Here is a 13,014-nt window from a genome sequence, read left to right on the forward strand (position 1 = left end):
GGGTCGTTTCATGCCGCTCGCCACGTTGATTCATCGCGCCAGTTTGCCCGGTCCGCAGGTTTCAGAGGCGCAGGCGCTGCAATGGCTGGCCGAATATTACGGAATTGGCGGCACGTTGCAGGCGCTCGGCAGCCAGCAGGATCTGAATTACCGCGTCGACAGCGCAAATGGGCGCTTCGTGTTGAAAGTCTGTCGTGGCGATTACGCGCTTGTAGAGCTGCAAGCCCAGCACGCCGGGCTCAAGTATCTGGCCGAGCACTCGCCGATCAAGGTGCCTCGCGTGATTGCTGCCAATAACGGTGAAGACCTGTTGTCGCTGCAAGCCAATGGCGAAGCGGTTCATGTGCGATTGCTGGAGTACATCGACGGGCAGCCGTTGACCGATTTCGATCATCTTGGCCAGAACGTGGTCGCCGGGTTTGGCCGGCTCTGTGGCGAGATGGATCTGGCCCTGGCAGGTTTCGATCACCCGGGCCTTGAGCGCACCTTGCAATGGGATGCGCGTCACGCCGATGCTTTGATCAGTCATCTGTTGCCAGTGATCAGCGACGAGCCGCAGCGTGCGGCGATCAGCGCTGCTGCCGAGCAGGCCCGGCACCGCTTGCGGCCGTTGCTGGACAAGCTGCCGGTGCAGACGATCCACATGGATATCACCGATGACAACGTCGTTTGGGCCCGCGATGCTCAGCGGCATTGGCAGCTGCAGGGTGTGATCGATTTCGGTGATCTGGTGCGCACCTGGCGCATCACTGATCTGTCGGTGACCTGTGCGGCTTTGCTGCACCACGCCGATGGCGATCCGTTTGTCATCCTGCCGGCGGTCCAGGCTTATCACGCGGTCAATCCGTTGCAGTACGCTGAGCTGCAAGCGCTGTGGCCATTGATCGTGGCGCGGGCGGCGGTGCTGGTGCTCAGTGGCGAGCAGCAGGTGAGCATCGATCCCACCAATACCTACAGCCGCGACAACCTCAGCCATGAGTGGGAAATTTTCCGCGTCGCGACCTCGGTGCCCCTGGCGCTGATGGAAGCGGCCATTCTGGCGGCCCTGGACCAGCCCCTGCCGAGTGGCGAAAACATTCAATTTGCGCCGCTGCTGCCCGGCCTGGTCGGGCGCGAATTTGCGCTGATCGATCTGGGCGTGTTGAGCCCGCACTTCGAGGCTGGCAACTGGGAGCAGGAGGGCATCGATCAACGCTTGCTGACAGAAGCGGCAGCGGTGCATGGGCTGGCAGCGACGCGTTATGGCCAGTACCGCTTGTCACGCACCCGGCCGGACAGCGCGACTGAGCCGGACACGTTCCCGTTACATGTCGAATTGCGTGTGCCCATCGGGGCCGAAGTGCAAGCACCGTTCGCCGGCGTTCTGAATCAAACGTCGGACGGTGCGCTGCAACTCGATGGCCCGCAGTTCAGCGTCCGCCTGTGGGGCGTGACGCCGATTCCTGGCCATGGCGCAGCACTGAAGAAAGGCCAGAAACTCGGTGCGGTCACGGCGCCGCTGCTCGTGCAGTTGTGCCGGGAAGCGGAACTCGACGCGCCGCTGTTCTGCACGCCGACCCGCGCATCAGCCTGGCGGACTTTGTGCCCATCACCGGCGACCTTGCTCGGGCTGGCCTGCGATGCCGAGCCTGAGCTGGACGCGAAAACCCTGCTCGAACGCCGCGACGCCAGTTTCGCCCGCACGCAAAAACACTATTACGTCGACCCGCCACGTATTGAGCGCGGCTGGCGCAATCACCTTATCGACATGCAGGGCCGTTCGTATCTGGACATGCTCAACAACGTCGCGGTGCTCGGCCACGGTCATCCGCGGATGGCGGCGGTCGCGGCGCGGCAGTGGTCGCTGCTCAACACCAACTCGCGGTTCAACTACGCAGCAGTCGCCGAGTTTTCCGAGCGCTTGCTCAAGCTCGCACCGCCGGGCATGGATCGCGTGTTCCTGGTCAATAGCGGCAGCGAGGCCAATGATCTGGCGATTCGTCTGGCCTGGGCCTTCAGCGGCGGGCGCGACATGATCAGCGTGCTTGAGGCGTATCACGGCTGGACAGTCGGCGCTGATGCGGTTTCGACCTCGATTGCCGACAACCCGAAAGCCCTGGAAAGTCGCCCGGAATGGGTGCATCCAGTGACCGCACCAAACACTTATCGCGGCGAATTCCGTGGCCCGGATTCGGCGCCGGATTACGTGCGCAGCGTCGAACATCATCTGCAGAAACTGGCTGAGCAGAAGCGCCAACTGGCCGGTTTCATCTGCGAGCCGGTCTACGGCAATGCGGGGGGTATTTCTCTACCGCCGGGCTATTTGCAGCAGGTGTATGAACGAGTCCGCGCGCAAGGCGGGGTGTGCATCGCTGACGAAGTGCAGGTCGGTTACGGGCGCATGGGCCATTTTTTCTGGGGCTTCGAAGAGCAGGGCGTAGTGCCGGACATCATCACCATGGCCAAAGGCATGGGTAACGGCCAGCCACTTGGCGCGGTGATCACTCGCCGGGAAATAGCCGAGGCGCTGGAGGCCGAGGGTTATTTCTTCTCATCGGCGGGCGGCAGTCCAGTCAGTTGCCAGATCGGCATGGCGGTGCTGGATGTGATGGAGGAAGAAAAACTCTGGGAGAACGCCCAGGTGGTCGGCGGCCACTTCAAGGCGCGGCTCCAAGCATTGATCGATAAACATCCGCTGGTGGGTGCGGTACACGGCTCCGGGTTTTATCTGGGCCTGGAGCTGATCCGCGATCGGCAGACGCTGGAGCCGGCAACCGCCGAGACCGCGTTGCTGTGTGATCGCCTGCGCGAGTTGGGGATTTTCATGCAGCCGACCGGCGATGACTTGAACATCCTCAAGATCAAGCCGCCAATGGTGACGTCGCGCCAGAGTGTGGATTTCTTTGTCGATATGCTGGATCGGGTGCTTGCTGAAGGCCTGTAAGCACCGCACATCCTCCTGTGGGAGCGGGCTTGCTCGCGAAAGCGGTATTTCAGTCACCCTCTCTAGTGACTGAAATACCGCTTTCGCGAGCAAGCCCGCTCCCACGTTTGTTTTGGACGATAAATTCGATTTGTATCGGTATTTTCTGGGTTTATTTAGATAGAAGGCGTTTCAGTCGCTTTTAAAGTCGATATTTATCGGTTATAAAGTCGCCATTGCTCCGGGGTGGCGATCGCTTGTCCGGTGCGCGCGTTTTCTTTTCGGTCAAATTCTTTGACCGTCAAAGCACTAGCCCGGAGATGATTCATGAGCCGTATCGTTACCGTCGCCGCCACGCAGATGGCCTGTTCGTGGGATCTTGAAGCCAACCTCGAAACCGCTGAAAGGCTGGTCCGCGAAGCTGCCGCCAAAGGCGCGCAGATCATCCTGATTCAGGAGCTGTTCGAGGCGCCGTACTTTTGCCAGAAACCGAATCCGGATTACCTGCAACTGGCGACGACGGTTGAAGAGAACGTCGCCATCAAGCATTTCCAGACAATCGCCAGAGAGTTGCAAGTAGTGCTGCCGATCAGCTTCTACGAATTGGCCGGGCGGGCACGCTTCAACAGCATCGCGATCATCGACGCCGACGGGAGTAATCTGGGGATTTATCGCAAGAGCCACATCCCCGACGGCCCGGGTTATCACGAGAAGTATTACTTCAACCCGGGCGACACCGGTTTCAAGGTATGGAACACCCGTTACGCAAAAATCGGCGTGGGCATCTGCTGGGACCAGTGGTTCCCGGAAGCTGCACGCAGCATGGCGCTGCAGGGTGCGGAAATCCTCTTCTATCCGACTGCCATCGGCAGCGAGCCACACGACAAGACCATCTCATCGCGCGATCATTGGCAGCGTGTGCAGCAGGGCCATGCCGGTGCCAACCTGATGCCGCTGATTGCCAGCAACCGCATCGGCAACGAAGAGCAGGACGGCTACGACATCACCTTCTACGGCTCCTCGTTTATCGCCAACCAGTTCGGCGAAAAAGTGCAGGAGCTGAATAAAACCGAAGAAGGTATTCTTGTGCACACGTTCAACCTCGACGAGCTGGAACATATTCGCAGCGCGTGGGGTTCATTCCGCGACCGCCGGCCAAATCTGTACGGCGCGTTGAAAACCCTCGACGGTTCCCTGGAGTCCTGATGACCACATTGAAAAGTACCCCACGCGCCGACGGCTTCTTCATGCCGGCCGAGTGGGCGCCACAGACCCAGACCTGGATGATCTGGCCCGAGCGCCCGGACAACTGGCGCCTGGGCGGCAAACCGGCGCAGGCCGCACACGCCGCGGTGGCCAAAGCTATCGCCCGCTTCGAGCCGGTGACCGTTGCGGTCTCCGCTGGCCAATACGAAAACGCCCGCGCGCGCCTCGATGTGCCGAATATCCGCGTGGTGGAAATGTCCAGCGACGACGCTTGGGTGCGTGACAGCGGTCCGACCTTCGTCATCAACAACCGTGGCGAAGTGCGCGGCGTGAACTGGGATTTCAACGCCTGGGGTGGTTTCGATGGCGGCCTGTATGCGCCGTGGAACCGTGATTCGCAAGTCGGCGGCAAGATCCTCGAAATCGAGCGCAGCCCGCGCTACCGCACTGAAGGTTTCGTGCTCGAAGGCGGTTCGATTCATGTCGATGGCGAAGGCACGCTGATCACCACCGAAGAATGCCTGCTCAACCGCAATCGCAACCCGCACCTGAGCCGCGAAGAAATCGAAGCGGTGCTCAGCGACAACCTGGCCGTGGACAAGATCATCTGGTTGCCGGATGGCTTGTTCAACGATGAAACCGACGGCCATGTGGATAACTTCTGCTGCTACGTGCGCCCGGGCGAAGTTTTGCTGGCGTGGACCGACGATCCGCAGGATCCGAACTACCCGCGCTGCCAGGCTGCAATGAACGTGCTGCAAAGCAGCACCGACGCTAAGGGTCGCCCGTTCACGGTGCACAAGATGCCGATACCGGGGCCGCTGTATGCGACCGAAGAAGAATGCGCCGGGGTTGACGCGGTGGACGGTTCGCAGGAGCGCAATCCTTCCGTGCGTCTGGCGGGTTCCTACGTGAACTTCCTGATCGTCAACGGCGGCATCATCGCGCCGAGCTTCGATGACCCAATGGACGCGCCGGCCAGGGAAATTCTGCAGAAGCTGTTCCCGCAGCACGAAGTGGTAATGGTGCCGGGGCGCGAACTGTTACTGGGCGGCGGCAATATTCACTGCCTTACCCAACAACAACCGGCGCCGCACAAAGAGTGAGGTCAGACGTAACAGCCTGAGCTGGCAGATAAAAAAGCCTGACGTTTGTTAACGTACCGGTCAGGAACACCAAGCCCGCAGCCCGAAAGGACCGCGGGCTTTTTTGCCTCCACTGGTCGTCCCGGTAAAAACCTTGGCATACCTCTTGTATTGCTTCTGTTGCACTAGGGAGGGAGAGGAACTTCAACAGTTCTGTCATGAATCTTGGATAACGTAGCCGCTCACGAACGGGAGAGAGCGCTGAAATGAACGCCGAAGTGAACGTAATCAGCGAGCGGACTTTGCATCCCATGGCCGTCAACGGCGAAACGCTCCAGCGTGTGGCGCACTGGTTGAAATCCAATGGAACGCGTCAGATCAGAGAACCTGATCCGCGCCGGATGATGATCGAGCGCTATCCCGCTGACCTGTTCAGCGAGGCCGAACTGGATGCGTTGTGGGCTGTGATGGAAGGATAGGAAGAACAACAGGGATTGGAAAAAGCGCTGCCGGGAGGGCGGCGCTTTTTTATGCACGACATAAATACCATCGCGAACATTAAACCTGTGGAAGGGGGCTTGCTCCCACCAGATGTTATGTGCAATCAGAAACTGTAGGTGCCGGTCATCACGACACTGCGTGGCGCACCCGGTTGGATCTGATACTGGCTGGTCGCTGAGGCGTAATACTCGCGATCAGCAATGTTGTTCAGCGCCGCACGCAGATCCCACTCCTTCATCCGGTAACCGACCAGCGCATCCCAGCGACCATATCCTGGCAATACCACGGTGTTGGCATTGTCGGCATAACGCTGGCCAACGAGGGTCAGGCCGGTCTCGCCGTACCAGCCCATTTCCGGTTTCCAGGTCAGGAACAGACTGGCGTTGCGCTTGGCGACGTTGTTGATGCGCTTGCCTTCCAGGCCGTTGTTGTCCTTCTCGATGGTTGCGTCCTGCACGCCGACGCCACCGCGCACGTACCAGTTGCCGACGAGGTTGCCGGTGGCGGTCAATTCGATACCGCGTGAGCGTTGCAGACCGGACATTACCGTCAGGGTCGGGTCGTTCGGATCGGCAGTTCGGCGGTTGTAGAGCTCAAGATCGTAAACGGCCAGGGTGGTACTCAAACGGTCATCGAGCCAATCGCTCTTCACGCCGATTTCTTTCTGCTTGGTCAGTTCGGGGCTGAGGTCGTTGGTATTACCGGCCGCGCCCGGTGTGATGCCAATCAAGCCGCCGCCCACCGGCGAAAAGGTCTTCGACCACGAAGCGTAGAACGAGTGATTCTGCAGCGGCGTCCAGACCAGACCGACGCGTGGGCTGGTGCTGTGGCTGTCGCGATCCTCAGAGATATTGCGCATTTTGTTGGTCGATTCGATAGCGAAGGTGTCGTAGCGTAAACCACCGAGCAGTTGCCATTGGTCGTTCAAGCGCAGTTGATCCTGCACGTACACCGCGCGGCTCTCCACTTCGGTATGGCTGCTGCTGGCCACCTGCATGCTGCCGGTGTGGCGAAGATCGCGGTTGGGGCTGTACAGATCGAGCGACGGAACGGGTTGCGCACCGGGCGTTCGGCCGGTGGCGGCGTTATACAACGTCGGATCGCGGCGTTGACTACCGATCTCGACGCCGGTCAGCAGGCGATGCTCAAGGCCGAAAGTATCGAAGCCACCTTCCAGTTCGAGGTTGTTGTAGACGTTGCGGGTGGTCAGGTCCTGCTGCCAGTGCTGACGCGTGACCTTGTTGGTCGCTGGCGTGTAGCCGGTGAGGTAGGTGTTGTCGAAATCGCTGTCGAGCTTGAATACGCCCAGTGTCTGGCGCAGTTGCCAGCTGTCGTTGAGCTCAAAAGTGAGTTTCGAACGCAGCGATTGCGCCTTGTCGTCGATGAAGTCGTGATCGTTGCCATACGTGGTATCCCGACCTACGTCCGCCGGCCGGCCGTTGACGCCGGGTATGCCGCGATCCGGCGTGCGGTTGTAGCGGCTGTATTCGTACTGCACCAGCCAGTTCAGATCGGGGGTCAATTGCCAGCTCATCGAGGGTGCGAACAATTGGCGATTGCCGCTGACGCCATCGCGGAAGCTGTTTTCGTCCATGTTGCCCATGTTCAGGCGCAGGCTGATGTTCTCGCTCGGGTCGGTGCTGAGGTCGGCGTAAAGACTGCGCAAATCTTCGCTGCCGCCCTGGGCCTCGATCGTCGAGCGGCGGCCGAACTCGGGCATTTTGCTCACGCGGTTGACGATCCCGCCTTGGCTGCCGCGGCCGTACAGCACTGCGGCCGGGCCTTTGAGCACTTCGACCCGCTCGATATTGTGCAGGTCGCGCTTGTATTGGCTGTCGTCGCGGATGCCGTCCAGATAAAAGTCGTTGCTGGCATCGAAGCCACGGATGCGCAGGCTGTCGAAGCGGGTGTCGGCGCTGCTGCTGACGTTGGGCATGCCGCTCAATGCGTCGCCAATATCATTGGTGCCGTAGTTGGCGACGTTCGAAGTCTTGATCGAATCGATCGCCTGCGGCACATAACGCACCGGCGTGGCGGTGCGCGTCGCGGTGTTACTGAGCCTTACTCGCGGGTCATCCGCCTGCGCTTCGGCGTTGATCGCAGTAGCGGGTAATTCGGTTGCAGCGAAGGCAAAACCGCTGGACAGCAAAGCACAAAGCCCAAGGGTCAAGGGCGTGAGACAGAACGGGGCAGGCATTTAACAGCGCATCCGAGAGGGTGGGAGAATTCGATCGCGCGGATGGTAATGCTTTGCATTTGCTTCCGTTAATTATTCCTTGTTACTTCACTTGGTTGATTGTTTCAACTTATGTCTGCTTTGATCCAACTTTGTCAGATTCACAGGTCGGCCGGGTTCGGAAGAAAATTGTAATACATCCCCTTTTCCAGTCAGGCGTAGGTACGCTACGTCTGTCACGCAGCGGATTCACTGGCTCCACGCATTTAACAGCAAGCCGCCAGCGCAAAATTTCCATTTCTTAGAAGATTTCTGCTTGTTTCTAGACGATTCTTGAAATTGACACACTGTTCAGGGCGCGGCTACGATTCGGCCCAACGCCTGTGGCTAACCGCCATGAATCAAAAAAAGGAGCAGGCCCGCCATGAATCATCGGTGGCGGGTCTTTTTGTTTCGGGGTGAATACAAGAGTGCAAAAGCGCCGTTTCAGCCGTTCGACACAGCGCGTTTCAACCCGTGATAAGGAAAACAAAATGTTGAACAAGCGAATCAGTCTGATCGCACTGGGGATGTTGAGTGCTACACAGGCCATGGCAAACGACCAGGCCGAATCCAAGGGCTTCGTTGAAGACAGCAGCCTGAAAGTGCTGCTGCGCAACGCCTACATCAATCGTGATTACAAAGACGGAAACAAGGACAAGGCCGAATGGGGCCAAGCGGCCATCGGTACGTTCTCGTCGGGCTTCACCCAAGGCACTGTCGGTGTCGGTGTGGACGCTTTCGGTCTGTACGCCTTGCGTCTGGATGGCGGCAAGGGCCGCAGCGGCGCTGGCGGTATCGATTTCTTCAGGCAGGAAAATGACGGTCGCGCGAACCACGACATCGCCAAGGGCGGCGCCGCGGTCAAATTCCGTTTCTCCAACACCGTGCTGACCTACGGCGACCAGATGCCGGCCTTGCCGGTGCTGAGCTACGACAACGTGCGTCTGCTGCCGGAAAGTTACACCGGGACTCTGGTCACTTCCCGTGAGATCGAAGGTCTGGAATTGAACGCCGGTCGTTTCACCGCCGAGTCGCGCAAGAGCGATGAAGGCCGTGACAGCGGCGGTCTGAAGTCGATCAACGTGTTGGGCGGCAGCTATCAGTTCACCGAAAACTTCAAAGGCGCTCTGTATGCGTCCGACGTCGAAGACGTCCTGAAGAAACAATACGTGAATGCCAACTACGTCATCCCGTTCAACAAGGATCAGTCGCTGACCCTGGACTTCAACGGCTATCGCACCAAACTCGACAGCTCGTACGTGCGAGAAAACACCGTGCCGGGCGAAAGCATCGTCACCGGTCGCGACAACAAGATCTGGAGCCTGGCAGCCACGTTCGCCACCGGCCCGCACTCGTTCACCGTGGCGCATCAGCGTTCCACTGGCGACAGCAACCTCGGTTACGCCTATGGCGGTTACCAGAAAGATCAGGGTCGTGTCGGCGACGGTGGTAACTCCATCTACCTGGCCAACTCCTACTGGTCCGACTTCAACGCCGAAGACGAACGCAGCTGGCAACTGGGCTACGGCCTGGACTTCGGTTCGTTTGGCGTTCCGGGTCTGAGCTACAACTTTGCTTACGTACGTGGCGACAACATCACCACCTCCACCAGCGAAGGCGGCACCGAGCGCGAAATCTTCAACCAGTTCAAGTACGTCGTGCAAAGTGGCCCGGCCAAAGACCTGAGCGTGAAGCTGCGCAGCTCGATCCTGCGTGTGTCGCAGAAATCCAGTGAATACAACGTCAGCGGTAACGAGGTGCGTGTATTCGTGGACTACCCGATCAACATCTTCTGATGATCGATCCGCTGTAAGAGAAATGAGAAAACCCCGATTCGCTCGGGGTTTTTTTTCGACGTTTTTTCGACGGAAACCGGAAAAACCAGTGTTTTTGTCATGTGAAAGTTGTTTTTAAAGCGCTGCAGATTTCGTTTCAAGCAGTGTTTCAAATGCCTGAAATTCTTTCTCATGGACGCCATTTCTCCACCTAATAGATTAGGGCGTTCAACGCAGCGGAGAATTGGTAATGATCGTTTTGAACAGAGAAGTGGGCGAATCGCTACGGCGCGACAAATTTGTCAACGTCCAGGGTGGTGACTTCAATCTCTACGGTCATTTTGCCGACTTCGTCAGACTGACCAAAAGTTGGGAAAACATGGAGCCTGACAGTTACTACGGTCAGGCCGAAGCCGGCATGCGCTACCGTCGTTACAGTGACTTTGAATACAACCCGAAAACCCGCGGACTCACCCAGCTTGAGCATCGCCCCTATGTGCAATCGAAAGAGAACAATGCCTATGTCGGCGGCGTGGTGCGCCACTTCCAGGACTTTTCCGAGGAAGTGATTACTTCGCCGGTGATGCGCAGCCTGATCGACACTGATTTCGAAGTGTACAAAAGCGTGCTGCCGGAAGAGTTGCACGATGAAATCTGGCAGTGCCAGATTCATCAGATCCGCATCGAGATCAAACCCGGCAAACAGCTGGAAATCACCCCGGAAGGCATTCACTGCGATGGCTATCCGTTCAGCGGTGTGCACTTCTGGGGGCGCAATAATGTCGAGGGTGCGGAGAGTCGCTTATACGACGTCCATCAGCAGCAACTGGCAGCGACCACTTACGAGGAAATTCTCGATACCACTTACTTCCTCGATCGCGACATGCGCCATTACGTGACTCCGGCGCGCAACACCCACACTCATGCCATGGCGTACCGGCAGATTCTGGCGATTTCCTTCTCGCGGCCCGGGACCGCTTTCGACATTGTTCGCTAATCAGATCACCCCAATCGACGGCGTCGAGTGCTCAACGCCTGTGGTATTGCGCCGCGCTACCGCCAAGGATGCCCAGCGCATGGAACGCTTCTTCCGCCAGTTCGACGAAGTGTCGTTCTGCCAATGGCAGGACGCCAAATGCCTGCGCGGTGTATTGATCCAGAAAACCACCACGGCGTATCTGGCGTTCGATGTCGACGGCGAAATCGTCGGCGCGGTGCTGGGCGGCATGCTCGGCAGTCGCGGCACGATCAATCATCTGGCTGTCAGCCCGCGCTATCGCAGCCAGGGTGTGGGCCAGCGCCTGGTCGAAGCCGCGTCATCCGACATGAAGCGGGTCGGGGTGCTGCGGATGTTTCTGTTCGTCGACGATGCTAACCTCGCGGGCAAGCGATTCTGGACCGCCCAGGGTTTTTGCGAACCTCACGGCGAACGAACATTTGAGAGGGATCTATGAATGAAAGGTCCGGCAGCGCGCCGCTGATGGCGACTCACCAGCCGTCGCGCACGTTTGCCGAAGCCAGCCCGGTGGTCGCCGGGTACTTCACCGTGTCGTTTGTCTTCGGGCTGATGGCGGTCAACGCCGGGCTGCCGATGTGGCTGCCAGTGGCGATGTGCTTGTTTGTTTATGCTGGCGCTTCGCAATTCGCTGCGCTGGCGCTGATCTCCAGCGGCGCATCGCTGACCACCATTGTGCTGACCACTTTCCTGATCAATGCGCGGCACATGCTGATGTCGGTGTACATGGCCAAGGCCTTGCGAGCCCTTGGTTTGAGCCGCATGGAGCGTTGGGCATACGCTGGTGGCCTGACGGATGAATCCTTCGCTTTGCACAGCGTCAAACTCGGCACAGGCGCCCCGGTCAATGTGCGTTACCTGATCGGTTTCAACCTGTTCTGCCACACCTCCTGGGTGCTCGGCGGTTTGCTTGGCGCGGTCTGCGCGCAATACGCGGCGCATCTGATCAAATATCAGCTCGACTATGCGCTGACGGCGATGATGCTCTACGTGCTGGTCTCGCTGTGCAACACGCGCAACAAGCTGATCGCAGCGGCCGCTGCCGTCGTCTGCATGGGCGCCCTGAGCTTGATCGGCAGTTCGCCCTTCAACGTATTTATCGCCACGTTCGTGGGCTGCGGAGTAGGTGTATGCCTGACCAAACGTTCCTGATTCTGGTGGTGGTGCTGATGATGGCCGTGACCTTTCTGCCGCGCGCCTTGCCGCTGCAGATCAACACCGAACACTGGCCGCCGTTCGTGGCGCGGGCGTTGGAATATTTGCCGGTGGCGATCGTCGCTGCGATCAGCCTCACGCCCCTGTTGATCAAGGACCGGCAGATTCAGCTCGATCGCCCGGAATTCTATGCCGCAATTCCGACGTTGCTATGTGCGTATTTCAGCAAAAACCTCTTTCTCAGTGTGGCGGTGGGGACGGCTGCGTACATTGCGCTCGGCTCGTTTATGTAACGGCAAATCGACGACATCGCTCAACGCCTGGCTCGACAACTCCGGATTGTTCACCGCCAGGCGCACTTCGAGAAAGTCCTCGAAACCGGGAAAAATTGTCAGACCGTTCTTCTGCGCCGCTTCACGCGAGACCATGCCGACTGCGTCCATCTGCGTAATCAGCGACAACGTCAGGGTTTCGCTGCAGGAATAGACCATGCGCTGGCCATTCTCGTGGTTGCCCAGCCCAGCGTCGAGAAAACGCAAAAAGCTGTGGGAATACGGACAGTCTTCCGCAGGACGCACCTGGAATTTGTTGCCAAGCAAGGTCAGCGGATCGTTCTCCTGTCCGCAATGGGCACCGACCACCTGTACCTGCACGTCTGGCAGCACGATGCTCGGCAGTCCCGGGCGTTGTGGGCCAATGAGCACGGCAAGGTCGAAATCTTCGTTCTTCAGCTTGCTGAGATTTTCCATCGACTCGGCGTAGCTGAATTCCATCTGGTAATCGGCAAACACCTCGATCAGACGTCCGATCATGCGCCGGTTGAAGTCAGGCGACAGCGTGTTGTTCAGCGCCACCTTCAATGTGCGCTGTCCCGGCACCTTCAGCGCCTCGACCTTTTCTTCCATCTGTCGCGTGGCGATCAACACTTTGTCGATGTAAGGCGTGAGCTCCGTGCCTTGCGGTGTCAGCGTCAGGCCCTTGTTGGAACGACGAAACAAGCGGAAACCGAACTGTTCTTCGACCTTGTTCAACTGTGCAGCCAAGGCCTGCACGGTCAGGCACGAATGCTCGGCTGCAGCCGACAACGAGCCGGTCTGCACGATGCGCATGAGGTTGCGTAAGGTTCTGCTATCCATGGGTAATGCCCTCTGAAGTGG

Annotated in this window: 11 protein-coding genes; 9 read left to right on the forward strand and 2 right to left on the reverse strand. The window is 58.7% G+C overall.

Features of this window, described 5'->3' with window-relative positions; genetic code table 11:
- The first annotated feature begins 10 nt into the window (after window positions 1–10).
- The 4 genes from ACIGDJ_RS07980 to ACIGDJ_RS07995 all read left to right on the forward strand — a co-directional run bounded on the left by ACIGDJ_RS07980 (window position 11) and on the right by ACIGDJ_RS07995 (window position 5,672).
- Window positions 11–2,923, forward strand: a complete 2,913-nt coding sequence (locus ACIGDJ_RS07980) for an aminotransferase (RefSeq protein WP_397478556.1) — start codon at window positions 11–13, stop codon at window positions 2,921–2,923.
- Between the two features lie 306 nt (window positions 2,924–3,229).
- Window positions 3,230–4,108: an N-carbamoylputrescine amidase gene (gene aguB, locus ACIGDJ_RS07985; protein ID WP_101156829.1), complete on the forward strand. Its 879-nt coding sequence runs from the start codon at window positions 3,230–3,232 to the stop codon at window positions 4,106–4,108.
- Window positions 4,108–5,214, forward strand: coding sequence for an agmatine deiminase (gene aguA, locus ACIGDJ_RS07990; protein WP_101156827.1), 1,107 nt, complete (start codon window positions 4,108–4,110; stop codon window positions 5,212–5,214). The genes aguB and aguA overlap by 1 nt, the downstream gene beginning before the upstream one ends.
- A 245-nt stretch (window positions 5,215–5,459) precedes the next feature.
- Window positions 5,460–5,672: a hypothetical protein gene (locus tag ACIGDJ_RS07995; RefSeq protein WP_090288350.1), complete on the forward strand. Its 213-nt coding sequence runs from the start codon at window positions 5,460–5,462 to the stop codon at window positions 5,670–5,672.
- A 125-nt stretch (window positions 5,673–5,797) separates the two neighbouring features.
- Here the strand turns inward: ACIGDJ_RS07995 and ACIGDJ_RS08000 are convergent, their stop codons facing one another.
- The gene (locus ACIGDJ_RS08000) at window positions 5,798–7,891 is read right to left on the reverse strand and encodes a TonB-dependent receptor (protein ID WP_397478555.1); all 2,094 of its coding nucleotides are present in this window, start codon (window positions 7,889–7,891) and stop codon (window positions 5,798–5,800) included.
- Between the two features lie 512 nt (window positions 7,892–8,403).
- On the opposite strand from ACIGDJ_RS08000, the gene ACIGDJ_RS08005 reads away from it, so the two are divergent.
- The 5 genes from ACIGDJ_RS08005 to ACIGDJ_RS08025 all read left to right on the forward strand — a co-directional run bounded on the left by ACIGDJ_RS08005 (window position 8,404) and on the right by ACIGDJ_RS08025 (window position 12,150).
- Window positions 8,404–9,708, forward strand: a complete 1,305-nt coding sequence (locus ACIGDJ_RS08005) for an OprD family porin (protein WP_101156823.1) — start codon at window positions 8,404–8,406, stop codon at window positions 9,706–9,708.
- Between the two features lie 229 nt (window positions 9,709–9,937).
- Entirely contained in the window at window positions 9,938–10,684 is a 747-nt protein-coding gene (locus ACIGDJ_RS08010) for a 2OG-Fe dioxygenase family protein (protein WP_101156821.1), read from the forward strand.
- Between the two features lie 79 nt (window positions 10,685–10,763).
- A complete protein-coding gene (locus tag ACIGDJ_RS08015) occupies window positions 10,764–11,141 on the forward strand; it encodes a GNAT family N-acetyltransferase (RefSeq protein ID WP_101156819.1) in 378 nt (125 codons plus the stop codon).
- Window positions 11,138–11,854 carry an AzlC family ABC transporter permease gene (locus tag ACIGDJ_RS08020; RefSeq protein WP_101156817.1) on the forward strand — a complete coding sequence of 239 codons (717 nt, stop codon included), beginning with the start codon at window positions 11,138–11,140 and terminating at the stop codon, window positions 11,852–11,854. Before ACIGDJ_RS08015 ends, ACIGDJ_RS08020 begins: the two co-directional genes overlap by 4 nt.
- A complete protein-coding gene (locus tag ACIGDJ_RS08025) occupies window positions 11,833–12,150 on the forward strand; it encodes an AzlD domain-containing protein (RefSeq protein WP_024011198.1) in 318 nt (105 codons plus the stop codon). The genes ACIGDJ_RS08020 and ACIGDJ_RS08025 overlap by 22 nt, the downstream gene beginning before the upstream one ends.
- Here ACIGDJ_RS08025 and ACIGDJ_RS08030 read toward each other — a convergent pair.
- Window positions 12,067–12,993, reverse strand: coding sequence for a LysR family transcriptional regulator (locus tag ACIGDJ_RS08030; RefSeq protein WP_397478554.1), 927 nt, complete (start codon window positions 12,991–12,993; stop codon window positions 12,067–12,069). The two genes, ACIGDJ_RS08025 and ACIGDJ_RS08030, sit on opposite strands and share 84 nt — an antisense overlap.
- Window positions 12,994–13,014: the final 21 nt, after the last annotated feature.

The organism is Pseudomonas sp. NPDC079367 (genome assembly GCF_044542195.1).
Classification (GTDB): domain Bacteria; phylum Pseudomonadota; class Gammaproteobacteria; order Pseudomonadales; family Pseudomonadaceae; genus Aquipseudomonas.

Bases quoted from the DNA above. Each gene is read 5' to 3' on its own strand.
- aguA (WP_101156827.1), top strand. From the start codon at position 4,108: ATGACCACATTGAAAAGTACCCCACGCGCCGACGGCTTCTTCATGCCG.
- ACIGDJ_RS07980 (WP_397478556.1), top strand. From the start codon at position 11: ATGCCGCTCGCCACGTTGATTCATCGCGCCAGTTTGCCCGGTCCGCAG.
- ACIGDJ_RS07995 (WP_090288350.1), top strand. From the start codon at position 5,460: ATGAACGCCGAAGTGAACGTAATCAGCGAGCGGACTTTGCATCCCATG.
- ACIGDJ_RS08020 (WP_101156817.1), top strand. From the start codon at position 11,138: ATGAATGAAAGGTCCGGCAGCGCGCCGCTGATGGCGACTCACCAGCCG.
- ACIGDJ_RS08025 (WP_024011198.1), top strand. From the start codon at position 11,833: ATGCCTGACCAAACGTTCCTGATTCTGGTGGTGGTGCTGATGATGGCC.
- ACIGDJ_RS08015 (WP_101156819.1), top strand. From the start codon at position 10,764: ATGGAACGCTTCTTCCGCCAGTTCGACGAAGTGTCGTTCTGCCAATGG.
- ACIGDJ_RS08000 (WP_397478555.1), bottom strand. From the start codon at position 7,891: ATGCCTGCCCCGTTCTGTCTCACGCCCTTGACCCTTGGGCTTTGTGCT.
- ACIGDJ_RS08010 (WP_101156821.1), top strand. From the start codon at position 9,938: ATGATCGTTTTGAACAGAGAAGTGGGCGAATCGCTACGGCGCGACAAA.
- aguB (WP_101156829.1), top strand. From the start codon at position 3,230: ATGAGCCGTATCGTTACCGTCGCCGCCACGCAGATGGCCTGTTCGTGG.
- ACIGDJ_RS08030 (WP_397478554.1), bottom strand. From the start codon at position 12,993: ATGGATAGCAGAACCTTACGCAACCTCATGCGCATCGTGCAGACCGGC.
- ACIGDJ_RS08005 (WP_101156823.1), top strand. From the start codon at position 8,404: ATGTTGAACAAGCGAATCAGTCTGATCGCACTGGGGATGTTGAGTGCT.